The following is a 24956-nucleotide window of genomic DNA, read 5'->3' on the forward strand; positions in this document are numbered from 1 at the left end:
CCGCCGCCGGAGCCGACCATGACCCGAGCTGACGGGACGACCGACGTCCCCGACGTCGAGCGGGATGCCGCAGGGGAGAAGCTCGCCGCCGTGCGGACTCTCGGCGGCGGCGCGCCCGTGCTGGCGTTCGACGTGGGCGGCACCGACATCAAGTCGGCCCTGTTCGATGCCGACGGCACGGCTCTCGGGCTGCGCCGCACGCCCACGCCGATCGCCGAGGGCGATCGCACGCAGGTGCTCCTCGACCGCCTCGAGGTGCTGGCGGGAGAGCTCCGCGCCGCGCACCCCGACGTCGTGCCGCAGGCCGTGGGGCTCGTCGTCCCGGGGATCGTCGACGCGGATGCCGGGCTGGGGGTGTTCGCGAGCAATCTCGGATGGCACGACTCCCCGTTGCGCGATCTGGCCGCAGAGCGTCTCGGGCTCCCCGTGGCGTTCGATCACGATGTGCGTGCGGCGAGCTGGGCGGAGCGACGACTCGGCGGTGCGCGTGACTACGCCGATGCGGTGGTGCTCGTGATCGGAACCGGGATCGCGGGCGCCCTGCTCGTCGGGGGCGTCCCGTACACCGCGGGAGGATATGCGGGTGAGATCGGGCACTCCCCGATCGCGGACGGACCGATCTGCGCGTGCGGCGCTCGCGGCTGTCTGGAAGCCGTCGCCTCAGCCGGAGCCATCGCCCGTCGCTATCAGGAGGCGACGGGAATCTCCCCCGAGGGGGCGAAGGACGTGATCGCGCGCGCGGCGGCGGGCGATGAGACCGCTGTGGAGATCTGGAACTCGGCACTCGACGCTCTGACGATGTCGCTGGCTCAGCTCACCGCCGTCGTGGCGCCGGAGGCCGTGGTGATCGGAGGCGGGCTGTCGCGTGCCGGTGGTGCGCTCTTCGACGAGCTGCGCACGCGCTTGGCCGCGCGGCTCAGTTTCCACCGCATCCCCGCTCTGGTCCCGGCCGAGCTCTCCGGCAACGCGGGTCTGCTGGGCGCCGCGCTTCGAGCTCGGGAGCTCACGTGATCCTCACCGTCACCCCCAACCCCGCACTCGATCTCACCTGGCGCGTCGAGCGACTCGTCGAAGGGGGAACGCACCGCACGGACGCCGGAGCGGCGCGCGCGGGTGGCAAGGGGCTCAACGTCGCCCGCGTGGCCCACGCCCAAGGGGCCGACGTGCTCGCGGTCACCACCGTGGGCGGTCGGGTCGGCGAGGAGTTCGCGGAGGAGCTGCGGGCGAGCGGCGTCCCGCACGCCCTGGTGCCGGTCGCCGCCGAGACCCGTCGCAGCATCGCGGTGGTCGATGCGGCACTCGGCGACACCACGATCATCAACGAACGCGGCGTGAATCCGACCGACGTGGAGTGGGCGGCACTGCTTGCCGAGGTGGTCGAACGGCTCGCGGGCACCCGGGTGCTCGTCGTGTCCGGCAGTCTGCCGCCCGGTGCGCCCGAGTCGTTGATCCCCATGCTCATCGCGGTGGGAAGGGATGCCGGCGTGCCGGTGATCGTCGATACCTCCGGCCCTGCTCTGCTGCTCGCGGCCGACGCCGGAGCAAGCGTGCTCAAGCCGAATGCGGCCGAGCTCGTCGAGGCCACAGGCATCGCCGACCCGGTCGACGGAGCCCGATCCCTCATCGCCAGGGGCGCGGAGCTCGTGCTGCTCTCGCTCGGCGCCGAGGGCATGCTCGCCGTCACCGCGACCGAGCTCGTGCACGCGCGCCTGGACGAGCCGCTCTCCGGCAACCCGACGGGTGCGGGCGATGCCGGTGTCGCAGGGTGCGCCGTGCTGTACGCCGCCGGGGTGCGCGACCCCGAGCAGATCCTCCGCCGTGCCACGGCATGGTCCGCCGCCGCGGTGCTCACGCCACTCGCGGGCGACATCTCCTCACGCTGGACCGAGCTCGCACAGCACTTGCGCATCTCGCGCCCCGACCCTGAATCCTTCCGGAAGGACCCCTCGTGACCCTCGTCTCCGCTCGCGACCTCGTCTCCGCGGCATCTGCTGCCGGCACGGGCATCGGCGCTTTCAACGTGATCCATCTCGAGACTGCGGAGGGCTTGGTTCGGGCAGCCGCGCTCGCGCAGCTCCCCGTCATCCTGCAGATCTCCCAGAACTGCGCCGACTATCACGGTGGGCTCGAACCCATCGCCCTGGCGACTCTCGCGGTGGCACGGCGCGCGCAGACCCCCGTGGCTGTGCACCTCGACCACGCCGAGCGGCCGGAGCTCGTCGACGAGGCCATCGCGCTGGGCTTCGGCTCGGTCATGTTCGACGGCGGCGCGCTGCCCTACGACGACAACGTGGCGCTCACGGCGGCGGTCGCGGCGCGTGCGCACGAGGCCGGCGTGTATGTCGAGGGTGAGCTCGGCGAGGTGGGGGGCAAGGACGGAGCCCATGCGCCCGGTGTGCGCACCGACCCCGACGAGGCGCGGGCATTCGTGGCAGCGACGGGAGTGGATGCTCTCGCGGTCGCGGTGGGCTCTTCGCACGCGATGACCGACCGCACCGCCTCGCTCGACCTCGACCTGATCGGGCGCCTTCACGAGGCTCTTCCCGTGCCGCTGGTGCTGCACGGATCATCCGGTGTGGCGGATGCCGTGATCGCCGATGCCGTGCGCGCCGGCATGACCAAGATCAACGTCTCGACGCACCTGAACGGCTTCTTCACGCGCGCCGTCCGCGAGAAGCTCGACGCGGACGAGCGCCTGGTCGACTCCCGCAAGTACCTCGCGCCGGCCCGTGATGCCCTCGCGGACGAAGCCGCGCGCATGCTCCGGCTGTTCGCGTTGCAGACGACGGAAGCCGCGACCTGATGAAGCGGGCCGCCCGGCTGAACGCGATCCTCGACCTGCTGGCCGCGAAGGGCGAGGTGACGGTCGAAGAGCTCGTCGAGCGATTCGAGGCCTCGTCGGCGACCACGCGTCGCGACCTCGACACGCTCGCCGAGCAGCGCCTGCTCACCCGGACGCATGGCGGTGCGGTGGCGCAGACGGTCGCGTATGAGTTGCCCATCCGCTACAAGAGCCACCTGCGCACGCATGAGAAGGCCAGCATCGCGCAGACCGCCGCCGGCCTGGTCGCACCCGGAATGGTGGTCGGGCTCTCCGGCGGCACGACCACGACCGCGATCGCCGCTGCCCTGGCCGCACGGGACGACCTCGCGGGGAGCGGGGGCATCACCGTGGTCACGAATGCCGTGAACATCGCTGCCCAGCTCGCCACGCGCCCCGACATCAAGGTGGTCGTCACCGGTGGCGTCATCCACTCGCGCACCTACGAACTGGTCGGTCCGTTCGTGGAGCAGCTGCTGCGCGGAGTGCGGCTCGACATCGCCTTCATCGGTGTGAACGGGATGGACGCCGTCGCCGGTGCGACCACACAGGACGAGCGCGAGGCCGCGGTGAACCGGATGATGGCCGAACGCGCGCGCCGAGCGGTCGTGGTCACCGACGGCAGCAAGCTCGGCGTCGAGGCGTTCTCGACCGTCGGCGGCGTCGAGCTCTTCCCGACCGTGATCACCGACGCCGGGGCTGACACCGAGGTGCTCGCAGCCCTCCGCGCGGCCGGATACGCGGTGCTGGTCGCCTGACGCCGCCGCATGGAGCGCGGTATACTCAAAGTATGACTACGACGATCAAGGTGAGTGACGACCTGCGCGACCGGCTGAAGGAGCAGGCCACGCGTGACGGTCTCACTCTCGGCGCGCATCTCGCTCATCTTGCCGACGCGGAGGACCGCCGTCGGAGACTGCAGTCGCTGAAGCATGCGATCGAACGGACGGCTGCGGCCGACAAGCAATCGCATGCTGCAGAAGCCGCCGAATGGGAGCGGACCGACCTGACCGACGCGACCGCGTGACCTCCTCCTCAGAGCTCGCACCAGGACGAGTCGTCTGGGCCGCACTCGAGCCGGTGCGCGGCAGGGAGCAGGGGGGACATCGTCCCGTTCTCGTCGTGGCCTCGGCTGGATACTTGGATGCCGTGACCACGCTGGCCATCGTGCTGCCGATCACGACGACCGACCGGGGCTGGCCGAATCACGTCGTCGTGGACGGGCCGAGCGGACTGGACCGACCGTCGTGGATCATGACCGAGCAACCTCGCACGCTTTCCCGCGACCGCCTCACGGGGACGGCAGGTGAGGTCACGGAGGAATGCCTGGCCTCGGTACGCGCCTGGCTCGGGGACTTCCTCGAGCTCTGAAGAGCGTCGCTCCCCCGGCACACCCAAGGGCCCCGACGTCCCCAGATCGTCGAGGCCCTCTGAGGGTGCCGCGGCGGCCTGCCGCATCATCCTCGAGCAGATGGTGTCCGTGTCGTGTTCGCGCTCCCCAGTGCGCCTGATCCCCAGATCCGACTGCGCCTCCCTCGCGCCTCTCCCTTCGAGGCCCTTCGCATGGCACCTTCCGAAGAACAGGAGCGAGCGGCCTCCCTTCTGATACATCGAATGGAGGAAAAGTTTCAGAATCCGCGGCCGTGGCACTGGAACGGGGCGCTCAGGCCGGTCTCGGCCGATGCCCGCGCGAGCGCGACGGCCGGTGCGGCACCTTCGGACAGGCCGGTGTGCACGGCGCTGAGGAGCTCGGCCGCGACGTCATCCGGAACGGCGACGGGGGCGGCGATCACGCAGTCGGCGCCCGCGTGCAACCACACCCGCGTCATGCCCAACGCCTCTTCGCCCCACCGCACCGAGGAGCGCCCGAGCTCGCACGCCGACAGGATCACGGTCGACGGGACTTTCGGGATCAGGTCGACGTCGTAGCCGAACAGCACGCCGTCCGCGAGCTCGAAACCGGAGAACAGCGGATTGTCCACCGCGTGCCTGCCGTGAGCCGCGATGTGGAGCACGTCGGTGGCCGCTGCGAGCTCGGTGACGGCGGCGACCGTCGCGTCCGAAGGCACCAGGATTCGCGGAGTGCGGCCGGTTCCCCGCCAGGTCGCCGCCGCGCGCTCGATCTCGTCGGCGGCGCGCGCTACCCGGGGCCCGGCGGCGAAGCCGATCATCGACGGTGCCGTCGTCGTGCGAGAGGGGACGCCCAGCAGGCGGGAGGCCGACGTCGCGAGGGTGAAGGGGACGCCGGAGATTCCGGGGAGCATCGCCCAGGGAACGCCGCCGAGCACACCGGGCACCGTGATCGCGAAGCGCGCTGCGGACGGCGCGGCGGACCTCACCGGGTCGAGCAGCTCCGCGTCGAGGACCGCCAGCCGTGAGGTGAGCGCCCGCGCGGTGACCGCGCCCATCAGTCCCCCACGCGTCAGCGCGGCCATATCGAGATCGGCGCGGAGGCCGTCGAGCGCCGTCTGCACCCGTCGCCACGACAAGTCGACGATGGTCGCGCCGGCCGGTGTCGCGACCACGGCCTGCAGGTCGGATCCGGTGAAGATGTATGACAGGACCGCCAGGTCGGGGGCGAGCAGCGCCGTCGCCTCCGCGAGCCCGAGCCGCTCTCTGGTGCCGCCGGAGCCGGTCGCCGCCCACTGCCGCTCGCGTACCCTGTCGCGCAGTTCCCGCACTCTGGCATCCGTCGTCCAGTCGCCCCCGGCCAGCTCGGCGCGCAGCATCCGCAGCTCGGCCAGGTCCACCGCGAGCGACTCATCGTGTGGGGGTCGCACCGGGGCGACCTGCTGGCTGAGGTGGCGCGCACGCTCGGACCACTCGAACAGCGTGGCGGGGTCGCGCAATCGCGCCGCAGCGGAGAGCCCCGCGAACATCAGATCGCTGCCGTGCATCGCGACGGAGGCCTGGAGGTCGAGGGCGCCGAACGCCTGCTGCCAGGCGGTGAGCAGCTCGAGGCCGTCGGCGGCGGCGCGCAGGGCGTCGCGGTCACGGCCGGCAGCCGCGGCGCGCGCGGCACGCACCTCCTGGGCACGGATGCGCAGCGGTGTCGGGGCGGTGTCGGCGATTCGCGGCAGGCGGCCGGAGCCATCACGGCGTGCACTCAGTCGCAGTCCCGTCGCCTCCGTGTGGAAGCCGCTCCGTTCGAGGGCTTTCGCCGTCCGCGCGAACGCCGCGTCGTCGATGCGGAGATGCGGCTTCGCTCGCTGCTGCGCCTCCAGCCGCACCGCCTCTGCCCGGGCCGCCCACCCGTCGTTCGCGAGCGCGGTGAAGCGTCGCGCCGCGGTGCGTGCTGCGCGTTCGGCTGCGGCAAAATCATGACGCAGGAGAGAGCGAGCCAGATGGAACTCCGACTCGCCTCTGGCCTGTCGCATCCGTTGGGTACCGAACTGGGCGGCGACCTGCTCGAGGAGTGCTTCGGCCTCGGTCGTGAGTCCCGCGTCGCGCAGCACCTCCGCGCGATCGAGGTCGCTGATGGCTGCAGCGAGATCGCTGATCGCGGCGAGCGTCGGGCGGGAACGTGTCATGAGCGTGAGCGCGGTGACGAGGTCTCCTCCGAGCAGGGCCGCGTACCCGAGGTTGTGCCTGGCCTCGGCGAGTGGCTCCTCGTCGTCGTTCGCCTCGTACACGGCCACCGCACGCTGCAGATCCTCGATGCAGGTCTCGAGTTCGCGCTGCTGCATCCGCACCACCGAGCGGTTCATCAGGCAGTTGGCGAGCTCGGTCGTCTCGTCTCCGATCGCGCTGATCGTGTCGATCGCACGGCTGAGTTCGATCTCCGCCTCGGCCAGCCGACCACCGTGCATGAGCAGGGTGCCGAGCTGTCCGCTGAGCACCGCGATGGTCTCGCTCCGCAGACCGGGCCGGCCGAGCGCTTCGCGGCACAGCTGTTCGGCGGCTGCCGGCTCCCCCGTCTGCGCGAGGACGTAGGCGACCGTGCCGTCGATGCGTGCGCGGAGATCGGGATCGTCGGCGCGGACGGACGCCGCGCCGAGGGCGCGCCGCGCCTGCGCGAACCGCCGGGCGTTCGCCGCCTCGACTCCGCGCCGGTGCAGCTCGATCGCGGACAGGGGCATCCCTCCAGGATGCCGTGCTCCAGGGCTGCGGGGAAGAGCGCGGATCGAGCGCGACACTCGCCGGGAGAAAGTTCATTCGTCGGATGACGCGCCGCGTCCTGATCCGGCATTCGTGCATTCGTCCTGCAGGTGCACCGCCGGGCGCCCCGGGCAGCCGCCCGGCACCAGGACGAGCCGCCCGCATCGGTACGGACGGCTCGTCCCGGGGGTGCGTCAGACGGGATCGACCGGGCTCGGCAGCGACTTCAGGACGGCGGCCACCGCCTTCGCCGCAGCGCTGGGAGTCGCCCCACCGACCGGCACCGTACCGAGCTGCGCGGCGACCCGCGCCGCGACATACGGTGCCGAGAACGACGTGCCACTCCACACCGCGAAGCCCCCGCGGTAATCGTCGGGGTCGATCGTTTCGCGGCGCAGACCCTCGACGTCGGCCCTCGTCGCTGCCTGCGTGCCTCCCACGAACGCGGGCGAGGTGCTCACCACCGCGGCTCCGGGTGCGTAGGCCTGCACCCACGGACCGATGTTCGAGAACAGGGCGACCGACTGGCCGGACGGATTCAGCGCTCCGACGGAGACGAGCGGTGCGTCCTTGTCCCGGCGGATGCCGTTGTCCGCGCCCGGCCATGGCCACAGGGATGCCGGGAAGGAGGGGCGATCGATCGCGTCGTTCCCCGCAGAGCACACCACGACGCAGCCGAGTTCGCGTGCCTTGGCGAGCAGCCGGTAGAGCGTGAGGCTGAACAGTCCGTCGGTCGGCGTCTCGTGGTAGTAGCTGAGCGACAGGTTCAGCACATCGATCGGGAAGCCCGTCTTCGGGTTCTCGCGGTGGCGCGCCAGCAGCGTCACGACCTGGGCGACCGTCTCGAGGAGCGTGCTCTCGTCCACGACGCCGAGCGCCCCCGCGACCCGGATCGAGAGGATGTCGGCGTCCGGAGCCGCCTGTCGGACGATGCCCGCGATGAAGGTGCCGTGTCCCGCGACCGCGTCGATCTCCCCGTCGAGCTGCCCGTACAGGTCGGGGTAGCGCTCCGGATCGGCGTCATCGGTCAGCCCGACCGGCACGCCGTCGAGGTCGACGGTGCGGGTGACGATGTCAGCGGGAAGCCAGGCGTGCTCGCCGCAGCCGGTGTCGAGTACAGCGACGACGGGTCGTCGTCCGCGCTTGGGGCTGGGACCGCGCACGGGCGCAGGCCCCAACCAGGTCACCGGTTGTCGGGCTCCGCGTCCGGGCTCGAGGTAGTCGTCGCTGCCGCCGGCGCCCCCCGCACCGCGCACCGGGTTGGTGCGGGTGAACGGATTGGTGCGGGTGAACGGGTTCGTCCTGGTGAACGGATTGAGCCCGACCGGATCGATGGAGAGCACGTGGTCGAGGCTCGTGCGCGGCATCGTCGAACGGGACATGCGGCGTGCGCGCTGGAGCACGCGCCAGGCATCCGGTGCGACGGGCGATTCACCGCGCACCGGCTCGTCCGGCGTGCGCAGTCGTGCGCGCAGGAAACCGGGAACTCCCGGCACGAGTTCGCCGTCGACCGCTGAGCGGGTGTCGTCCTCGATCTCGAGCTGCCAGCCGAACGTGTCCGCCGCGTCGCGGAGCGTGCGCACCTCCCGGTCGTAGGCCTCCTCATCGCCGAGAGCGCGGGTGATCAGCAGGCGTTCCGGCAGGTACGCCGTCGGAAATGCACGGATACCGTCCACCGGCTCCGTGCTCGGGTCGAGCGCCGTGCCCCGTCGGATCGATCCCTCCGCGCGGTCCTGCCAGGTCCATCCCTTGGGCTGATCCATGCGTCATCCTCTTCCTGCGGGTGGACCCGCGTCTTCATCGACGGGCGGCGCCCGTGGTCACAGCTCGAACTGCGGGGTCGCCAGTGTGCGCGTCTCGTCCCCGATCACGGTGGTCAGCTGAACGCGCGTGAGGCCGGGCGGGACGTCGTCGAACACGAAGCGTCCGGTCTCCTCCGGCGTGATCGACCTGGTCTTCTCGCCCTGGGTCAGGACGATCTCGGCGGCTGCGGTGTCGACCCAGCCGTCGACGCGGCGGCGTCCGGAAGCCGTCGTCGTCACGTGCAGCAGGATGCTCGTCGATCCGTCGCTGAACTGCAGGGTGAGCGCGTCGGCCTCGCCCCGCACCGCGCCTAACTGTCCTTCGACCAGCGTGAGCAGCGCGTATTCACGGTTCAGGCCGTCGGCGGCGACTACGGCGACCATGCGGTCGATGAGGCCGGCGGGCATCGGATCCACCTCGCTCCACAGGGAGCGGAGCCGGGCGAACATCTGGGCGTCCTCGTTTTCGGTCATGCGAATCCCCCTGCCTGCGCTGTCGGTGGCGCGTCCAGCAGGGCGCGTAGTTTGGCGAGGCACCGGTTCCGAGTGGGGCCGATGCTGCCGACGGGCATGGCGAGGTCGCTGGCGATGCGGGCGTAGTCCGGACGATCCTCGAAGGCGATCACGCGCAGCAGCTTCTGGCAGCGCTCGTTCAGACGCCGCACGGCCGCCCACAGCCGCCGGTTCTCGTCGCCGAGGGTGGCGTGCTCTTCGGCCGACGCCTGTTCGGGCAGCAGCGTGTCGAGGTCATCCGCTTCGGTCGTGTCGACCTTGCCGTGCGCTTTCGCGACTTTCCAGGCCTCCCGGCGGGCGGTGGTCGTGAGCCAGGCCGATACGGCCCGTGAGTCGCTGATCGAGTCGTGGCCGCGGACGAGTCGCAGCCAGGTGGTCTGCACGACGTCTTCGGCGAGGGTGCGCTCCAGCCCATAGGCGCGCACGACGTGCCAGAGCACGGGCGTCATCAGCCGTACGAGCTCGTCCATCGCGCGGCTGTCGCTCTCGCGCCATGCGTCGAACAGATCCGCGGCGCGCTCCCAGCGTGCGCGCCCGTCGTCCGAGGCAGGATCGTGAGCGGTGCCGGGTGCACCGTCGATCATGAAGCCCATTGTGATCACATCTACCAGGAGCGCGGCAAGGGCTTTCTGATACATGTCTGCATCCAAGAATCCGCGCGGATGATCGTGCGGGGAGGCCCATAGAAGAAGTCGATACCGTTGAGGGGTGATCCCCCTCGCCATCGTGCTGTTCCTCAACGCCGCCTTCAACGCCCTGGTCTGGCCGCAGTTCTACAAGCGCGTGTCCAAAGACCCCCGCGCGCGGGACGAGAACGGCAAGGCCACGGCGTTCCTCAAGGTGCATGCCGTCCTCATCGCGGTCGCGCTCGTGCTGGCTCTTGTGTCCCTGTTGGCGGGGATCGCCGCGCTGACCGGAGCGCTCTAGCGCCGACCGCCTTCTCCCGGGAGCTCAGGCGCTCTCGTACTGCTTCGCGTGCTCGGCCCAGCGGGACTCGACGGGCAGAGCGCGCAGCGCCCGGTTGCCGAGGGCCATCGCCACGGCGACGAGGCAGAGCGCTGCGCACACCAGGATGGTCCACTCCCGGCCGATCCAGGCGAGGCCGAAGCCGGCGATGAGTGGTGCCAGCGGCATCGCGCCCATGCCGAGAACACCGGCAGCGCTGTTGGCACGCCCCAGCAGGTGGCTCGGGGTCGCGACCATGAAGTAGCCCATCATGCCGGCATTGAGTGCCGGGACCAGCAGTACCGAGACGCCGAGCACCACGGCGATGATCAGCGGGTCGGTGACCATCGACAGCACGATGGCACCTGCCGAGATCACGGAGAGCCCCGCGATCGCCAGGATTCCGGCCTTGATGCGCGGGATGAGCAGCGGGGCCACCACGGCTCCCGCGAGCATCACGGCGCCGATCGACGCGCTCAGGGCGCCGATGAGGAGCTCGGAATGTCCGTCCTGCTGGAGGGCGTAGATGATGGTGGTGATCGTGGCGTTGAAGCCGAGGTTGATGACCGTCGTGATGAGCAGCACCCCGCCGAGGTCGGGACGGGAGAGCAGCCAGCCGAACCCCTCGCGGAGCTCCTTCCACGCGTCGGGCTTCGCCGCGGGCGGGGTCGTCGAGGTGCCGAAACCCAGACCATCCGCCGTGCCCGCGGCGTGTTCGGGCTCGACGCGCCGCGCAGCACGCAGGTGGTCTGGGTTTTCGCCCGCATCGACCACTCCGGCGCGACGCGCCTGACGCCCCAGCATCCACGCGGTCAGGGCCGCGATCACGTGGCACAGGGTCATGACCACGCCGACGAGCCAGCCGCCGACGCCGAGCAGCAGACCGCCGAGCGGACCACCCGCGAGCTGGAGAGCGGCATCGCGCCCCTGATTCGCGGCCTGTGCGCGCCCCATCGCATCGTCGGGAACGATCTCCTTGATGGCGCTCTCGCCCGCAACGTCGAAGAGTCCGCTGCGCGCGGCGAGCAGCACGTCGACCACGAGCAGCGACCCGAAGGTCAGGGCGTCCCCCAGGGCGAGAAGCGTGAAGCCGCCGGCCAGCACGATGCCGATGAGCGAGCCGAGGAGCATCAGCGCGATACGGCGATGGCGGTCGGCCAGCACGCCGCCCGCAAGAGTCGTGAGGAGTCGGGCCGCCATCCCGACCCCGCCGATGATGCCCGCCTGAGCGGGGTCGTTCGTCACGATCAGAGCGAGCAGGGGGATCGCGAAGGCGAAGAGAGCGCCGGCGAGCCCCTTGCTCGTATCGCTCACCAACCAGGTGAGGTAGCGCGTGTTCCGCCACAGGCGATGAGGCTCGGTGAGGGTGGTCATGCGTCGAGATTAGATGCGCAAGAAGTATTGCGCAAGTCTTATTGCGCAATTGGAAGTGCGGGTAGGATCGGGGGATGACGGAGGATCGCACGAAAAGCGCGCGCGATGACCCCGCCTGGATGACATCGGCCATGCTGAAGGCCTACTCGCACCCGCTTCGGCGCCGGATGATCCGCCTCTTCGCCCGGCGGGACTTCCTCCGCGCCGCCGACATCGCCGCGGAACTGGGTGTGCCGGCGAACAGTGCCAGCTTCCACCTGCGCGCCCTCGCCGATGCCGGGCTGATCGAAGAGGCACCGGAGAAGGCCCGCGATCGGCGCGACCGCGTCTGGACGGGGCACAAGGGTCCCCTCAACGTGGGCGGCCCGGAGAGTCCGGTCGCCGACGAGGAGCTCGGCAGTGCCGTGATCGCCGCGCTGGTCGAGGATCACCACGACCTGATGCGCCGCGTGACCGCCTGGACTCCCGAATACGTCGCCGGTCGCACGGCAGAGGTGCACGCCGCCTTCACCCAGCGCACGATGCGGCTGACCGAGGCCGAGTTCGACGACCTGATGGTGAAGATCAACGACGTGATGAGCGCTGCCGACGATGCGCACGATGACACCGACCCCGATGGCCGCTATTGGCAGGTGGATGTGATCGCCGCCGACGACACCATCTGACGCGGCTACTCGACCTCCTCTTCCCTCTTCTCGGAGGGGGAGCCTGTACCGCTCAGGATCAGGATGCGTCGCAGGTGCATCGCGGTGAGCACTCCCGGACCCATCGATCGTCGGACGTCGACCGTGCGGTCGTCGACGGTCTCGAGGAGCAGCCGGATCGTGCGCGCCGCCTCGGCGCGCACGCGGTGATCCTCGCTCGAGGAGGCATCGCCGTGCGCGATCACCTCGGCCACCGCATGGCACGCGGCCGACAGCGGACCCGGGAGGGCTGGGTCGAGCGCGAGCCCGGCTGGCCGCTCCCAGATGGTGTCGGCGATCTCGTCGGCGATGTCGCGGATGAGGTGGCCGATGCGATCGAGGGCGGCGAGCTCATCGTGGCTCTGCTGGATCCGCGAGCGGTGCCCCTTGGCGCGAGGATTGCCGCGACGACTGTCCTCCGCTTCGGTCAGGGCCGCCCTCAACTCCGAGGAGGTATCGGCCAGCGAAGCCGCGTCATCAGCCCACTGCTCGTGCTCGGGAGGCCACGACTCCGAGACCGCCGAGCCGATGTCGTGCAGATGCGCGGCCAGCTGCTCGCGGAAGTCGGCCACCCGTCCTGCTGCTGCCATGGTGAGCGGCGCCGGCGCGATGACCAGGTTCACCACCAGGCCGACGACCACCCCGACCGCCATCTGCGTCAGATACCCGAGCGAGTAGTCGTCGGCGTTCTGTCCGCCGATGATCAACACGAACAGGGCGGCCATCGGCACATACTCGCGACCGACGCCGAACCAGCCCGTGCCCGACACGAGTACGCCGAGGCCGACGACGAGAGGGATCGACCACCAGGTCGGACCCACCGTGATCACGATGAGTGTCGCGAGGCCGATTCCGGTGGCCAGCCCGAGCAAGGTCTGCAGACTCGATCTCGCCGAGCCCATCAAAGTCGGATACATGCTCACCAGCGCGCCGAGCGGAGCGTAGTAGGGGTACTCGTCGGTGACGCCGGGCATGTGCGGTGCGATCGCCCACGCCAGCCCGACCGCGAGCATCGTCTTCGCGACGAGCAGGAGCCGCGCGGGGAGCACGGCTTCATGCAGCGAGCGGGCGATACCCGAACGGCGGGCCCGCAGACGGGGAGGGATCTTCACGCGCACCGAGCGTAGTGACCGTCGCGGCTCTTCGGCACCCGGTTGCTTCCGCCGTGCTCCGAAGCTAGGGGGATCCGCTGACGAAAGCCACGATGCCGCGACCGCACGGGGTGTGCGGTCGCGGCATTCGTGTTCTCTCGCGGAAGATCAGGGGATGGTCCTGCGGAACGCGAGGAACGACACTCCCGTGAAGACCGCGGTGAGCACGAGACCCCACAGCGCCAGTCCCACCGCCCCGAGGTCCATGATCGTGGCGCCGACGTGGTTCCACAGGTCGAGCCGGGTCGCCAGGAAGACGAGGCCGATGAGCACCAGCGCCAGCCCGATGCCCACGATGAGCAGGACCAGCTGCCCCCAGCTCTTGTAGATCGTCGCGCCCGTGAACCCGAGCACGAAGAAGAACAGGGCGAGTGTGAAGTAGACGACGAAGGGGCCGAGGGGCCCGGCGTCCCACAACCACGGCAGGTAGAAGACGTAGCCGTTCACGCCGTAGCCGTTCGTGGCGACCTCGATGCCGCCGCCGATCAGGAACAGGATTCCCATGAGGGCACTGCCGAGGATCGCCGTCAGCAGCGTGCCGAAGAAGAACTCCCTGCGGGTGATGCTCATGGCCTGCGAGAACGGGAAGGTCAGGGTCATCGCCGACATGCCGATCGCGAAGAAGTACCAGAGGGGCGCTTGGCCTCCGCCGCCGTACTTGGGGGTGTCGACCGGGATCATCGCGTAGATGATGATCGAGATCACGACGGCAGCCGCGAGGATGATCAGCGGGTACCAGACGAAGGTGCCCTTGTTGATCAGCTGCAGGCGGACGACGTTGAATGTGCGTCGCATCAGCGCACCTCCTCTTTCGCTGCGCTTTCTCTCGTGGAATCGGTCGCGACCTTCTGCGTGAGCCGCACGACCAGCTGCTGCAGCGAGACGGGTGCGAGGTCGAGTCCTGACGCGGTGATCTCGGCGCGATCCTCCGACGACACGGCACCGAGGACGGTGACCGACGCGACCCGGCCGAGCGACTCCCGGTGCAGCACTTCCCGCGCACCCACCCAGGCATCGACCTTGGCGGCGTCGCCCACCACGGTCACGGCGCGTTCGCGGACCGCATCCGTGTCTTCGTTGAGCAGGATGCGCCCATCGTCGATCACGATGACCTTCTCGATGAGGTTCGACACCTCGTCGATCAGGTGCGAGGACAGGATGATCGTGCGCGGATGCTCCGCGTAGTCCTCCACCAGTCGGTCGTAGAAGATCTGTCTGGCGACCGCGTCGAGACCGAGGTACGGCTCGTCGAAAAAGGTGATCTCGGCGCGCGAGGCGAGACCGATGATGACCCCGACCGCGGACAGCTGGCCGCGCGAGAGCTTCTTGATCGTCTGCTTCATCGGCAGCTGGAACTCGGCGATGAGCTCGTCGGCGAGCGCCTGGTCCCAGTTCGGGAAGAACAGGCTCGCAGCCTTGAAAGCGTGCTTGGGGTACGCGTCGTCCGGATACTTCTGGCTCTCGCGGACGAAGCAGATCCGACTGAGCACGTGCGCGTTCTCGTACGGGTGCTCGCCGAAGACCTTGATGGTTCCGGATGATTCGAAGTTCTGCGCGGTGAGGATGGACATGAGCGTGGTCTTGCCTGCACCGTTCCGGCCGAGGAGGCCGTAGATCGCGTCTCCCTCGATGGCGAGCGACACGTTGTCGAGTGCTCGCTTCTCCTTGTAGCGCTTGGTGAGGTTCTGCACCTCGATGACGGCGGTCATGCGGGGGTCTTCCCTTCTGCGTCGATGGTCAGTGCGGCGCGCTGCCTGAGCAGTGCCGCGAGATCTTCCGCGCCCAGCCCGAGCGTGCGGGCTTCGGCGAGGAGCGGGTCGATGTAGCGATCGGCGAACGCGGCGCGGCGCTCGCCGAGGAGCAGCTCCCTGGCACCGTCGGCGACGAACATGCCGATGCCTCGACGCTTGTAGAGCACTCCCTTGTCGGTGAGCATGGCGACTCCCTTCGCTGCGGTGGCGGGATTGATCCGGTAGAACGCGGCGAGCTCGTTCGTGGAAGGGGCCTGCGCTTCCTCGCTGAGTGTGCCGTCGACGATCGAGTCCTCGATCTGCTCGGCGATCTGGAGGAAGAGCGGCTTGCCTTCTTCGATCACGTGTCCTCCGCGTGGTTCGTGGGTTAGTTACTTGACTAAGTAACCATATGACTTGGATGAGTGTCAAGGGGCTCGCCACTGGTGCCGAAACCCAGACCATCCGGTGCCCGCTCGGCGCGTTGGTATCCGCCTCCGGGGAGACACGCCGGGCGCGGACGAATGGTCTCCGTTTTGGCAGGAGTGCGCGGGCGCGGGCGCGGGCGTGGGTGTGGGTGTGGGTGTGGGTGTGGGAGTGGGGGCGAGGGTCAGGAGTCGCGGCGGAGGGCGCGCCAGTCCTCGACGATCTGCAGCATGCGGGTGGAGAGGAAGCGGAAGAACTCGGCGAGCTCGATCGCGCGGTCGTGGGCGCCCTGATCGTCGTCGTGCTCCGCGGCGATCTCGTCGATGTACTCGGAAAGGCGCGAGTACACCGGCATGTTCCCGACGATCGAGCTGTAGAACGGATCGTGCACGAACTCGTAGCGGTCGCGCCGGTCGCCGGGGCGCGATCGACGCTGGATGAAGTGCAGCTGCTGCAGGTAGCGCACCGCGCCGGAGACGGCAGCGGCCGAGACGCCCAGACGCTCGCCGAGCTGCGCGGCCGTGTACCCGCCCTCGGGAGCGGCGATCAGCGCCATCATCACGCGCGCAGGCATCCGCGGCATCCCGGCCGCGGTCATCATGGCGGCGGCCTGCTCGGCGGGTTCCATCCCGCGGTGGGAGTCGGGCGAGGGTGCGTCGCGGTCGTCAGACATCGTGCTCCTCCTAGGCTCCGGGGGCGAGCTCACGGCGTCGCATCAGGGTCAGGGCTCCTGCGCCTCCCGCGACCAGGGCGAGCACGAGCCACCACAGGCCGCGCACATCCACGCCGCTGCCGTCCACCACCGGGGTCACCCCGAAGGGCGAGAGGTTCATCGTCCATTCCGGAAGTCCGAACAACGGACCGAACATCCCGAACAGGGTCGCCAGCAGGACGAGGCTCCACGCGACGGCCGTCGTCGCGCGGGGGAGCAGCACGAAGACGAGCGCGGTGAGGACGGCGAAGACCGATGCGGCGAACGCCTGGCCGAGCCCCGCCACCGCCACGATGCGGTACAGCGATTCAGCGCCGCCGTTCACCCGGATGCCGACCCACCCGGCGAGCACCGCGGCGGCGACCACGATCAGCACCGCGACCACGCCGACGATCACGTAGTCGGCGAGCCAGCGCACACGACCGACCGGGGTCGCCAGCACGGCCTCGGCTGTGCCGTGCGCCTCCTCCTGCCGTGCGCGCACCACGATCTGCACGGCGCAGCACGCGGCGAGGATGCCGAGAAGGGTGAAGAACACGGTGACCACGACCTCGTCGAGCCCGCCTGTCGCTCCGCCGATCTTGGTCAGGATGTCGGCCACGGCCGGGTTCTCGCCCGAGATCCGGTCGACCAGTCCGCTCAGGGTGGTGGCGAGGATGCCGGTGATCGCTCCGCCGACCGCCCACCCCACGATCGCCCCGGACGTGAGCCGCCACACCAGGGCATGCGGCGAGGCGAGCGCGGGCCGTGCCGAGACCCTGCCGGGGCGCTCCGCGACGAAACTCGCATCGATGTCTCGCATCGACTGCAGGGCGACGGATGCGCCGGCGAGCACGAGTCCGAAGGCCAGGCCGAGCAGCACCGGCCAGACCAGGTCGGAGTCGTAGGGGCGGGACTGCTCCACCCACCCGAAGGGGGACAGCCACGCCGGCCACGCGCTCGTCATGCGGGTGAGATCGTCGCTCGGGGTGCCCGCCGCGTTGCCGATGCCGCGGATCAGGAACATCGCCACGAGCGCCCAGACCGTCAGGGAGTTCGCGCCTCGAGAGGTGCGCAGAAGCTGCGCCGCGAGGAGGCCGACGCCGAGGAACGCGATGCCGCAGGACGCCGCTGCGGCCCCCGCCAGGACCGATCCTGCGAGCGGAAGGTCGGTGGCGACCAGCGCGAGCGCCGTGAGCAGGGCCAGGGCGACGTTCGCGAGGACCCCGTGCGCGATCGTCGCGACCGTCGGAAGGCGGCGCCCGGCGGGGGTGGCCCAGACGAGCTCAGCCCGTCCTGCCTCCTCGTCGCCCCGGGTGTGCCGCACGGCGAGGAATGTGCTCATGAGGGCGGCGAGGAACGCCAGCCACGGCAGCACCTCGAAAGCCAGGAACGCCCCTTCGGAGGTGCCGGACGGCAGCCCGCGGAACATCAGGATCACCGGATTCGCGAGCGCGGCGGCGAGGATGTTCTGCCGGTCGGCAAGAGTCGAGTACGACTGGCTGACACCGGCGTATCCGGCGAAGGCCATCAGTGCCGAACCGACGATCCACAGCGCGAGCTGCAGCCGATCGCGGCGCAGTCGCTGTCTCAGCAGCACGCCGAACGTGGTCATCGCGCACGGTCCTTCAGTGCGCGGCGGGTGGAAGGCACTTCGTGCTCCGCCTCGCCGTCTTCGGCCGCTTCGAGGCCGGCGAGGTCATCGCCGTAGTGGCGCAGGAACAGCTCCTCGAGCGAGGGCGGAGCGACGCGGAGGTCGCTGATGCCGAGGGTGGCGAGTGCGGGGAGAACCGTCGCCGTGCGATCGCTGTCGACGGAGAGGCGGATGCGGTCGCCCTGCTGCACGGGGTCGTGCACGTCCGGGATGCGGCCGACCTGTTCGAGGGTGGCGCCGGCGGAGGCGAACGACACGTCGCTGCGGGTGAGGTGACGCAGCTCCGCCAGGGTTCCCGCCTCCACGACGCGGCCCGCGCGGATGATCGACACCCGGTCGCACAGCTGCTCGACCTCGCTCATGATGTGGCTCGACAGCAGCACGGTCGCGCCGTTCGCGTGGGCGCGGGCCACTTCACGCTGGAAGATGACCGCCATCAGGGGATCGAGTCCGCTGGTCGGCTCATCGAGGATGTAGAGGTCGGCAGGCACGGCGAACGCCGCGATCAGAGCGACCTTCTGCCGATTGCCCTTCGAGTAGGCGCGGCCCTTCTTGCGCGGGTCGAACTGGAACGCGTCCATCAGGCGCTTCTTCTCGTGCTGGTAGGCGGCGTCCTTCGCACGGGCGCCGCGCAGTCGTGCGAGCAGGTCGACGGCCTCGCCCCCGGACAGGTTCGGCCAGACGCTGACGTCTCCTGGCACGTAGGCGATGCGTCGATGCAGGTCGACGGCGCGATCCCAGGGGTCTTCGCCGAAGACCTCGACCTCACCCCCGGTGCGCCGCGCGAGGCCGAGGAGGATGCGGATGGTGGTCGACTTGCCCGCGCCGTTCGGGCCGAGGAACCCGTGCACCTGGCCCTGCTCGACGGTGAGATCGAGGCCGTCGAGTGCGTGCGTGTGGCCGTAGTGCTTCGTGAGATTGCGGGTGGCGATGACGGTGGTCATGCGCGGGAGCGTACGCCCGATTCACAAAGTTGTGAATCGGGCGAAAACAACACATGCGAAATCCTTACGACGCCCGCGTACAGTGGGCTGGTGCCGGAGTTCCCCTACAGTCGCCTGCGCCGCTGGCCCGACGTCGAGGCGGACAACCTGCAGGCATATGACGCGACCGACCTGCTGCTCGTGGAACGGGCGCTCGCGCTCGACGTGGACGGCTCCGAGACGGTCGTCATCGGCGACGAGTACGGCGCGATCACGCTCGCTCTTGCCGCGGCAGGGCGCCACGGCATCCGCGTGCATCAGGACCTCGCGACCGGCCGCCTGGCACTGCAGCGCAATGCGGAAGAGCTCGGGCTTGCGGGTGCTTCCGGCCGAAACGGAGACGACCTCAATGCGGCAGGGCGCGTCGCGGGGCAACCCGCCGAGCGTGAGACGGATGGTCTGGGTTTCGGCCGACTGTTCCACCCGCACGAGCTCGATGCCGACCTGCTCACCGGCGCGAAACTGGTGCTGCTGCAGCTGCCGAAGTCGCTCGCGGAACTCGAGGAGATCGCCGACGCCGTGGCCCGCTGGGCTGCTCCCGACGTGGTGCTCGTCGCCGGAGGCCGCGTGAAGCACATGTCCCTCGGCCAGAACGAGGTGCTGGGGCGGAGCTTCGCGCACGTGCAGGCCCAACGCGCCGAGCGGAAGTCGCGACTGATCGTGGCCGCGGAGCCGCGCCCCGCCGCCGCGGACCGGCCGTTCCCGGTGGCGGCGCAGCACGAGGGGCTGACGCTGGTCGCCCACGGAGGCGCGTTCGCGGGGCCGCGCCTCGACATCGGAACCCGAGTGCTGCTCGAGGTGCTCGGCCTGACCGGTGCGCAACTCGGCAAGAATGCCCCGGATCGGCGCGATTCGCACCGGAGCGGGCCGGAAGATGGACGTCCTTCCGGAGTCGTTCACGACACTGCGGCCCGACGTGTGCTCGACCTCGGCTGCGGCACCGGTGCGCTCGCCGTCTCCTATGCCCTCGCGCACCCCGAAGCGCAGGTGACGGCCACCGACCGGTCTGCCGCTGCAGTGGCATCCGCCCGCGCGACGGCGGCTGCGAACGGAGTCGCCGACAGGGTCACGGTCACCCACGACGACGCCGGCTCCGCGCTTCCCGATGCCTCCTTCGACGTGGTGCTCCTGAACCCGCCGTTCCATCTCGGCGCGAGCGTGCACACGGGAGCGGCGACGCGGCTGTTCGAAGCCGCGGCGCGTGTGCTCCGGCCCGACGGAGAACTCTTCACGGTGTACAACTCCTCCCTCGCCTATCGCCCTGAACTCACCCGGCTGGTGGGGTCGACCGAGCAGGTCGAACGCACCCCGAAATTCACCGTCACACGCAGCATCCGGAGCACGCAGACCTCGGATTCCTGACCGCGAAACCACCGCGGGAGGGATTGTTGAATACCCGTGCAATCCCCCGGTCAGCCACCGAAACGAGGCCGCCCCGCGCGACCGGGATTTGCCCCTGATCGGCCATTTCGTTACGTTGGTCTGTGGGCCTGACGGCCCGAAGACCAGTCCGCGACCACGTCCTTCTTTCGATGAGCTGTGCTGCGAAGAGGCGTGGACGTACGGTCGATGCTCTATCGCGGTGGATCCGAAATCCGCCGTCCGTGCCGCCACAGCAGACATGTCGAACGGCCTTGAGGGGATCACCCGGGCGTAACCGAAGCAGGCTCAGCCACCCGAAGGCGAGCCGCAGGGGAAACGTGTCCGAAATCGCTCTCGAAGCGCGCAATCTGTACAAGGTTTTCGGTAAGAATCCGAACGCCGCCGTCCGTCGACTGAAGGCCGGTGAGAGCCGAACCGCCGTCGCGGATGCCGGCACTGCCGCGGTCATCGACGCCAGCTTCTCCGTGAACCGCGGGGAGATCTTCGTCATCATGGGCCTGTCGGGATCCGGCAAGTCCACCATCATCCGCATGCTCAACGGGCTGCATGACGTCACCGACGGCACCGTCACCGTGAACGGCGACCCCATCACCGGTATCCCGTCGTCGCGACTCCGTGAGATCCGTCGCGACCGCATCTCGATGGTGTTCCAGCACTTCGCCCTGCTGCCGCACCGTACGGTCGCCGCGAACGTCGCCTACCCGCTCGAGCTCAAGGGCACCCCGAAGGCCGATCGCCTGGCGAAGGCGGAGGAGATCCTCTCGCTGGTCGGACTCGAGGGACAGGGCGAGAAGCTCCCGTCCGAGCTCTCCGGCGGTATGCAGCAGCGCGTCGGCATCGCCCGTGCGCTCGCCGCCGACAGCGACATCCTGCTGATGGACGAGGCGTTCAGCGCGCTCGACCCCCTGATCCGGCGCGAGATGCAGGAACAGCTGCTCGAACTGCAGCAGAAGCTCCAGAAGACCATCGTGTTCATCACGCACGACCTGAACGAGGCCATGTTCCTCGGTGACCGCATCGCCGTGATGCGCGACGGCCGCATCGTGCAGATCGGCACACCGGAAGACATCCTGATGGACCCGGCCAACGACTACGTCGAGCAGTTCGTGCAGGACGTCGACCGTGCCCGCGTGCTCACCGCGGCCAACGTGATGGAGCGCCCGCGCCCCGTCGTGCCGCACACCGCGGGACCCCGCACCGCCCTGCGCCAGATGCGCGACGCCTACATGTCGGCCACGTACGTGGTCGGCAAGGACCGGCAGCTCGTCGGCGTCGTCACCGACCGTGACGCGGTGAAGCTCGTGCGCAACGGTGCGACCACGCTCGACTCGATCATCAAGCCCGTGCTGCAGAGCGTGCGCGAGGACGACGTGCTCATGAACCTGTTCGTGCCGGCCGTCGAGTCTCCCCTGCCGCTCGCGGTCACGGATGCCGAAGGCCGTCTGGTCGGGGTGATCCCGCGCGTGACGCTGCTCGCCGCCCTCGGTCCCGGACCCGGCGCGACCGAGGAGATCACGCTTCCGCTGATGCCGATGCCGCAGGCCGAGATCGATGCGGTGCTCGATGACGGGTGGACCGCCGACCCGGGCCCCTCGACAAGCTCAGGAACCCAGGTCGAGACGGAGGAGGTGCGCTGATGGATGGCTTCCGCATCCCCGTGGGAACCTGGATCGAGTCCGTCGTCGACTGGGTCAAGGACAACCTCGACGGTCTGCTCGACGTGATCTCGTTCGTGATGAGCTTCCTCGTCGACGGCCTCACGAGCATCCTGCTCGCCCCGAACTTCGTGGTCATCATCGTGATCGCCGCGCTCATCGCCTGGGTCGTGCGCTCGTGGCAGCTCGCGATCGGCACGGTCGTGTCGTTCGGACTGATCGTCGGGATGGACCTGTGGGTTCCCGCGATGCAGACCCTGGCGCTCGTGCTCGTCGCCGCCATCATCGCGGTGCTGATCGCCGTGCCGCTGGGCATCTGGTCGGCGCGCAACGCCACCGTCCGCGCCGTGCTCAAGCCCGTGCTCGACTTCATGCAGACCATGCCGGCCTTCGTGTACCTGATCCCGGCGATCGTGTTCTTCGGCATCGGCGTGGTGCCCGGCCTCGTGGCGACAGTGATCTTCGCCCTGCCCCCAGGTGTGCGTCTGACCGAGCTGGGCATCCGCGGTGTCGACTCCGAGACCGTCGAGGCCGGTCAGGCGTTCGGCGCGAAGCCGGGCCAGATCCTCCGCGGCATCCAGCTTCCGCTCGCGATGCCGACCATCATGGCCGGCGTCAACCAGGTCATCATGCTCGCCCTGTCGATGGCGGTCATCGCCGGAATGGCGGGAGCGGACGGCCTCGGGAAGATGGTGGTCGAGGCGATCTCGACCATCAACATCCCCAAGGGCGTCGAGGCCGGCCTCGGTGTCGTGTTGATCGCGGTCTTCCTCGACCGGGTCACCGCGGCGCTGGGAGCTCCGGGCGAGAACCGCTCGTCGCTGCTCGGCATGCTCGCACGGCGTCGCACCCCGCGCGGAAACGGTGGCGGAACAGCATCCGCTCCCGCTCCCGAGACGTCCGCGCAGCAGGACGCCGCGAACCCGGAACTCGTGCACTGAGTCCCATCCCCTACGGAAGAACACCCATACGGAACGCAAGAGAGAGAAATCACATGAAGAAGAAGATCCTCGCAATCACCGCACTCGGCGCCGCAGCGGCGCTCACCCTCGCGGGCTGCAGCAGCGACGGCGCCGGTGGCACGGGCGGCGGTGACGGCAGCGGCGACGACAAGGGCACCATCACGCTGGGCTTCCTGCCCTCGTGGACCGATGGGCTGAGCACCGCCTACCTGCTGCAGGACCAGCTCGAGAAGATCGGCTACACGGTCGAGATGAAGACGCTCACCGAGGCAGGCCCGCTCTACACCGGGCTCGCCCAGGGCGACGTCGACATCTATCCTTCGGCGTGGCCGGAACTCACCCACGCCTCCTACATGGAGAAGTACGGTGACGACATCGAAGACCTCGGCAAGTACTACGAGAACGCCAAGCTCACGCTCGCGGTTCCGGAGTACTCCGAGCTGAACTCGATCGAAGACCTCGTGGGCAAGGGCGGCGAGTTCGACGGCAAGATCTACGGCATCGAGCCGGGCGCGGGCCTCACCGCCCAGACGCAGAAGATGATGCCCGAGTACGGTCTCGATGGCGAGTACGAGCTCGTCACCTCGTCGACCGCGGCGATGCTCACCGAGCTGAAGACCGCGACCGACAAGCAGGAGGACATCGTCGTGACGCTGTGGCGTCCGTTCTGGGCCAACGACGCCTTCCCCGTGAAGGACCTCGAGGACCCGAAGGGTGCGATGGGCAAGGCCGAGGGCCTGCACTTCCTGGGCACCGACGGCTTCGCCGAGGAGTTCCCCGAGGCCGCCGAGCTGATCGAGAAGATCAAGCTCGACGACGAGCAGTACGGTGCGCTCGAAGACCTCGTGGTCAACGAGTACGGCGAGGGCAAGGAAGCCGACGCGGTCGACGAGTGGCTGAAGCAGTACGGCGACCAGTTCGACTGGACCGTCACCAGCTGACACCGCTCCCGCTTCACGAAGGAGGGCCTCCCGCGCCGGGAGGCCCTCCTTCGCGCTTGCGTCACCCCCCTTACACTGGGCGACCACGAGTGCGACGATGGCCGTTCGAGGACCCGACCGGGCCCCGGAACGGAGAGGGAACGATGTGCACAGGACTGAGCTTCACCACCGTCGACCACTACTTCGGGAGAAATCTCGATCTCGAGTTCTCGTACAACGAGACGGTCACCATCACGCCGAGGAACTTCTCGTTCCCGTTCCGCCGACTTGCGTCCATGCCTACGCATCACGCGATCATCGGCATCGCGACGATCTCGGACGGGTACCCGCTGTACTACGACGCGGTCAATGAGAAGGGGCTCGGTATGGCCGGGCTCAACTTCCCCGACAACGCGTACTACCCGGCGGAGGATTCCGAGGCGACCAACGTCACCCCCTTCGAGTTCATCCCGTGGGTCTTGGGGCAGTTCGACTCCGTGGCGCAGGTGAAGGAAGCGCTGGAGACCGTGAACCTCGCCGACATCTCGTTCAGCGCGCAGTTCCCGCTGTCGCCGCTGCACTGGATCATCTCGGACGGTGCGGCCTCGATCACGGTGGAGAGCGTCCATGACGGCCTGAAGGTGTACGACAATCCCTGGGGCGTTCTCACCAACAATCCCACGTTCGACATCCAGAGCTTCCGGCTGAACGACTTCATGCATCTGTCGACCCGGCAGCCGCAGAACACGTTCGCCCCTGACGTGCCTCTGGATACCTACAGCCGGGGGATGGGCGGGATGGGTCTCCCCGGGGACCTGTCGTCGTCATCACGATTCGTGAAGGCGGTGTTCACGCGGATGAACTCCGTTTCGGGGAGCTCCGAGTCGGAGTCGATCAGCCAGTTCTTCCAGATCCTCGGCTCCGTCGCCCAGCAGCGCGGATGCGTGCAAGTGGGCGACGAGGAGAAGTACGAGATCACCATCTACTCGTCATGCTGCAACGCCGACAAGGGGATCTACTACTACACGACCTATGAGAACAGCCAGATCACCGGGGTCGACATGCACCGTGAGGACCTCGATGGCTCCGAGTTGGTCGCCTACCCGCTCGTCGAAGGGCAGCAGATCTCCATGCAGAACTGACGTATGACCGGAGCCGTGTGAGA

25 protein-coding genes are annotated in these 24956 nt (G+C 69.2%); 13 read left to right on the plus strand and 12 right to left on the minus strand.

Features of this window, described 5'->3' with window-relative positions; all coding sequences use genetic code 11:
* The first annotated feature begins 18 nt into the window (after nucleotides 1-18).
* Genes AAY78_RS09700 through AAY78_RS09725 form a run of 6 tightly spaced genes read left to right on the plus strand, consistent with a single transcriptional unit; the run spans nucleotide 19 to nucleotide 4192 of the window.
* Nucleotides 19-1011 carry an ROK family protein gene (locus tag AAY78_RS09700; protein WP_197077687.1) on the plus strand — a complete coding sequence of 331 codons (993 nt, stop codon included), beginning with the start codon at nucleotides 19-21 and terminating at the stop codon, nucleotides 1009-1011.
* Nucleotides 1008-1952 carry a 1-phosphofructokinase family hexose kinase gene (locus AAY78_RS09705; protein WP_046748084.1) on the plus strand — a complete coding sequence of 315 codons (945 nt, stop codon included), beginning with the start codon at nucleotides 1008-1010 and terminating at the stop codon, nucleotides 1950-1952. Before AAY78_RS09700 ends, AAY78_RS09705 begins: the two co-directional genes overlap by 4 nt.
* Nucleotides 1949-2803 (plus strand): class II fructose-bisphosphate aldolase, encoded by an 855-nt coding sequence (locus AAY78_RS09710; RefSeq protein WP_046748085.1) that lies wholly within the window; start codon nucleotides 1949-1951, stop codon nucleotides 2801-2803. The genes AAY78_RS09705 and AAY78_RS09710 overlap by 4 nt, the downstream gene beginning before the upstream one ends.
* Nucleotides 2803-3579 carry a DeoR/GlpR family DNA-binding transcription regulator gene (locus AAY78_RS09715; RefSeq protein WP_046748086.1) on the plus strand — a complete coding sequence of 259 codons (777 nt, stop codon included), beginning with the start codon at nucleotides 2803-2805 and terminating at the stop codon, nucleotides 3577-3579. The genes AAY78_RS09710 and AAY78_RS09715 overlap by 1 nt, the downstream gene beginning before the upstream one ends.
* Before the next feature lie 32 nt (nucleotides 3580-3611).
* The gene (locus AAY78_RS09720) at nucleotides 3612-3848 is read left to right on the plus strand and encodes a hypothetical protein (protein WP_046748087.1); all 237 of its coding nucleotides are present in this window, start codon (nucleotides 3612-3614) and stop codon (nucleotides 3846-3848) included.
* A complete protein-coding gene (locus AAY78_RS09725; protein WP_231589696.1) occupies nucleotides 3845-4192 on the plus strand; it encodes a type II toxin-antitoxin system PemK/MazF family toxin in 348 nt (115 codons plus the stop codon). Before AAY78_RS09720 ends, AAY78_RS09725 begins: the two co-directional genes overlap by 4 nt.
* Before the next feature lie 257 nt (nucleotides 4193-4449).
* Here AAY78_RS09725 and AAY78_RS09730 read toward each other — a convergent pair whose 3' ends face one another.
* From AAY78_RS09730 to AAY78_RS09745, 4 genes are all read right to left on the minus strand, one after another.
* The gene (locus AAY78_RS09730) at nucleotides 4450-6900 is read right to left on the minus strand and encodes a CHAT domain-containing protein (RefSeq protein ID WP_046748089.1); all 2451 of its coding nucleotides are present in this window, start codon (nucleotides 6898-6900) and stop codon (nucleotides 4450-4452) included.
* A 213-nt stretch (nucleotides 6901-7113) separates the two neighbouring features.
* Nucleotides 7114-8682: a S8 family peptidase gene (locus tag AAY78_RS09735; RefSeq protein WP_046748090.1), complete on the minus strand. Its 1569-nt coding sequence runs from the start codon at nucleotides 8680-8682 to the stop codon at nucleotides 7114-7116.
* A gap of 57 nt (nucleotides 8683-8739) precedes the next feature.
* Nucleotides 8740-9195 carry a hypothetical protein gene (locus tag AAY78_RS09740; RefSeq protein ID WP_046748091.1) on the minus strand — a complete coding sequence of 152 codons (456 nt, stop codon included), beginning with the start codon at nucleotides 9193-9195 and terminating at the stop codon, nucleotides 8740-8742.
* Nucleotides 9192-9872 carry an RNA polymerase sigma factor gene (locus AAY78_RS09745; protein WP_231589697.1) on the minus strand — a complete coding sequence of 227 codons (681 nt, stop codon included), beginning with the start codon at nucleotides 9870-9872 and terminating at the stop codon, nucleotides 9192-9194. The genes AAY78_RS09740 and AAY78_RS09745 overlap by 4 nt, the downstream gene beginning before the upstream one ends.
* Nucleotides 9873-9942: 70 nt before the next feature.
* Here AAY78_RS09745 and AAY78_RS09750 point away from each other — a divergent pair, with 70 nt between their 5' ends.
* Nucleotides 9943-10161 carry an SCO4848 family membrane protein gene (locus tag AAY78_RS09750; protein WP_046748092.1) on the plus strand — a complete coding sequence of 73 codons (219 nt, stop codon included), beginning with the start codon at nucleotides 9943-9945 and terminating at the stop codon, nucleotides 10159-10161.
* Between the two features lie 24 nt (nucleotides 10162-10185).
* Here the strand turns inward: AAY78_RS09750 and AAY78_RS09755 are convergent, their stop codons facing one another.
* Nucleotides 10186-11553 (minus strand): MFS transporter, encoded by a 1368-nt coding sequence (locus AAY78_RS09755; protein WP_046748093.1) that lies wholly within the window; start codon nucleotides 11551-11553, stop codon nucleotides 10186-10188.
* A 74-nt stretch (nucleotides 11554-11627) separates the two neighbouring features.
* Between AAY78_RS09755 and AAY78_RS09760 the strand changes: the two genes are divergently transcribed.
* A complete protein-coding gene (locus tag AAY78_RS09760; protein WP_046748094.1) occupies nucleotides 11628-12218 on the plus strand; it encodes a winged helix-turn-helix domain-containing protein in 591 nt (196 codons plus the stop codon).
* Between the two features lie 5 nt (nucleotides 12219-12223).
* Here AAY78_RS09760 and AAY78_RS09765 read toward each other — a convergent pair whose 3' ends face one another.
* The 7 genes from AAY78_RS09765 to AAY78_RS09795 form a co-directional block, all read right to left on the minus strand.
* Nucleotides 12224-13348 (minus strand): FUSC family protein, encoded by a 1125-nt coding sequence (locus AAY78_RS09765; protein WP_052748733.1) that lies wholly within the window; start codon nucleotides 13346-13348, stop codon nucleotides 12224-12226.
* Nucleotides 13349-13495: 147 nt separating this feature from the next.
* Nucleotides 13496-14182 (minus strand): hypothetical protein, encoded by a 687-nt coding sequence (locus tag AAY78_RS09770; protein WP_046748095.1) that lies wholly within the window; start codon nucleotides 14180-14182, stop codon nucleotides 13496-13498.
* Nucleotides 14182-15096, minus strand: coding sequence for an ABC transporter ATP-binding protein (locus AAY78_RS09775; RefSeq protein ID WP_046748096.1), 915 nt, complete (start codon nucleotides 15094-15096; stop codon nucleotides 14182-14184). The genes AAY78_RS09770 and AAY78_RS09775 overlap by 1 nt, the downstream gene beginning before the upstream one ends.
* Nucleotides 15093-15482, minus strand: coding sequence for a GntR family transcriptional regulator (locus AAY78_RS09780; RefSeq protein WP_046748097.1), 390 nt, complete (start codon nucleotides 15480-15482; stop codon nucleotides 15093-15095). The genes AAY78_RS09775 and AAY78_RS09780 overlap by 4 nt, the downstream gene beginning before the upstream one ends.
* A 245-nt stretch (nucleotides 15483-15727) precedes the next feature.
* A complete protein-coding gene (locus AAY78_RS09785) occupies nucleotides 15728-16216 on the minus strand; it encodes a GbsR/MarR family transcriptional regulator (protein WP_052748722.1) in 489 nt (162 codons plus the stop codon).
* A 10-nt stretch (nucleotides 16217-16226) separates the two neighbouring features.
* Nucleotides 16227-17849: an ABC transporter permease gene (locus AAY78_RS09790; RefSeq protein WP_046748098.1), complete on the minus strand. Its 1623-nt coding sequence runs from the start codon at nucleotides 17847-17849 to the stop codon at nucleotides 16227-16229.
* Nucleotides 17846-18832 carry an ABC transporter ATP-binding protein gene (locus AAY78_RS09795; protein ID WP_046748099.1) on the minus strand — a complete coding sequence of 329 codons (987 nt, stop codon included), beginning with the start codon at nucleotides 18830-18832 and terminating at the stop codon, nucleotides 17846-17848. The genes AAY78_RS09790 and AAY78_RS09795 overlap by 4 nt, the downstream gene beginning before the upstream one ends.
* 90 nt (nucleotides 18833-18922) lie before the next feature.
* Here AAY78_RS09795 and AAY78_RS09800 point away from each other — a divergent pair, with 90 nt between their 5' ends.
* The 5 genes from AAY78_RS09800 to bsh all read left to right on the plus strand — a co-directional run bounded on the left by AAY78_RS09800 (nucleotide 18923) and on the right by bsh (nucleotide 24933).
* Nucleotides 18923-20233, plus strand: a complete 1311-nt coding sequence (locus tag AAY78_RS09800) for a class I SAM-dependent methyltransferase (protein WP_052748723.1) — start codon at nucleotides 18923-18925, stop codon at nucleotides 20231-20233.
* 338 nt (nucleotides 20234-20571) lie between these two features.
* Nucleotides 20572-21891 (plus strand): quaternary amine ABC transporter ATP-binding protein, encoded by a 1320-nt coding sequence (locus AAY78_RS09805; protein ID WP_046748100.1) that lies wholly within the window; start codon nucleotides 20572-20574, stop codon nucleotides 21889-21891.
* Complete coding sequence (locus tag AAY78_RS09810) at nucleotides 21891-22850, plus strand: ABC transporter permease (RefSeq protein WP_046748101.1); 960 nt, start codon at nucleotides 21891-21893, stop codon at nucleotides 22848-22850. The genes AAY78_RS09805 and AAY78_RS09810 overlap by 1 nt, the downstream gene beginning before the upstream one ends.
* A gap of 53 nt (nucleotides 22851-22903) precedes the next feature.
* Entirely contained in the window at nucleotides 22904-23812 is a 909-nt protein-coding gene (locus AAY78_RS09815; RefSeq protein ID WP_046748102.1) for a glycine betaine ABC transporter substrate-binding protein, read from the plus strand.
* Nucleotides 23813-23955: 143 nt separating this feature from the next.
* Nucleotides 23956-24933, plus strand: coding sequence for a choloylglycine hydrolase (gene bsh / locus AAY78_RS09820; RefSeq protein WP_046748103.1), 978 nt, complete (start codon nucleotides 23956-23958; stop codon nucleotides 24931-24933).
* Nucleotides 24934-24956: the final 23 nt, after the last annotated feature.

The sequence above is a fragment of the Microbacterium sp. Ag1 genome, assembly GCF_001005635.1.
GTDB classification, from domain to species: domain Bacteria; phylum Actinomycetota; class Actinomycetes; order Actinomycetales; family Microbacteriaceae; genus Microbacterium; species Microbacterium oxydans.

What these genes read in the sequence shown, in the direction of transcription:
- AAY78_RS09700 (WP_197077687.1), top strand. Translation starts at nt 19, where the DNA reads ATGACCCGAGCTGACGGGACGACCGACGTCCCCGACGTCGAGCGGGAT.
- AAY78_RS09715 (WP_046748086.1), top strand. Translation starts at nt 2,803, where the DNA reads ATGAAGCGGGCCGCCCGGCTGAACGCGATCCTCGACCTGCTGGCCGCG.
- AAY78_RS09720 (WP_046748087.1), top strand. Translation starts at nt 3,612, where the DNA reads ATGACTACGACGATCAAGGTGAGTGACGACCTGCGCGACCGGCTGAAG.
- AAY78_RS09730 (WP_046748089.1), bottom strand. Translation starts at nt 6,900, where the DNA reads ATGCCCCTGTCCGCGATCGAGCTGCACCGGCGCGGAGTCGAGGCGGCG.
- AAY78_RS09735 (WP_046748090.1), bottom strand. Translation starts at nt 8,682, where the DNA reads ATGGATCAGCCCAAGGGATGGACCTGGCAGGACCGCGCGGAGGGATCG.
- AAY78_RS09740 (WP_046748091.1), bottom strand. Translation starts at nt 9,195, where the DNA reads ATGACCGAAAACGAGGACGCCCAGATGTTCGCCCGGCTCCGCTCCCTG.
- AAY78_RS09745 (WP_231589697.1), bottom strand. Translation starts at nt 9,872, where the DNA reads ATGTATCAGAAAGCCCTTGCCGCGCTCCTGGTAGATGTGATCACAATG.
- AAY78_RS09755 (WP_046748093.1), bottom strand. Translation starts at nt 11,553, where the DNA reads ATGACCACCCTCACCGAGCCTCATCGCCTGTGGCGGAACACGCGCTAC.
- AAY78_RS09760 (WP_046748094.1), top strand. Translation starts at nt 11,628, where the DNA reads ATGACGGAGGATCGCACGAAAAGCGCGCGCGATGACCCCGCCTGGATG.
- AAY78_RS09770 (WP_046748095.1), bottom strand. Translation starts at nt 14,182, where the DNA reads ATGCGACGCACATTCAACGTCGTCCGCCTGCAGCTGATCAACAAGGGC.
- AAY78_RS09775 (WP_046748096.1), bottom strand. Translation starts at nt 15,096, where the DNA reads ATGACCGCCGTCATCGAGGTGCAGAACCTCACCAAGCGCTACAAGGAG.
- AAY78_RS09785 (WP_052748722.1), bottom strand. Translation starts at nt 16,216, where the DNA reads ATGTCTGACGACCGCGACGCACCCTCGCCCGACTCCCACCGCGGGATG.
- AAY78_RS09790 (WP_046748098.1), bottom strand. Translation starts at nt 17,849, where the DNA reads ATGACCACGTTCGGCGTGCTGCTGAGACAGCGACTGCGCCGCGATCGG.
- AAY78_RS09795 (WP_046748099.1), bottom strand. Translation starts at nt 18,832, where the DNA reads ATGACCACCGTCATCGCCACCCGCAATCTCACGAAGCACTACGGCCAC.
- AAY78_RS09810 (WP_046748101.1), top strand. Translation starts at nt 21,891, where the DNA reads ATGGATGGCTTCCGCATCCCCGTGGGAACCTGGATCGAGTCCGTCGTC.
- AAY78_RS09815 (WP_046748102.1), top strand. Translation starts at nt 22,904, where the DNA reads ATGAAGAAGAAGATCCTCGCAATCACCGCACTCGGCGCCGCAGCGGCG.
- bsh (WP_046748103.1), top strand. Translation starts at nt 23,956, where the DNA reads ATGTGCACAGGACTGAGCTTCACCACCGTCGACCACTACTTCGGGAGA.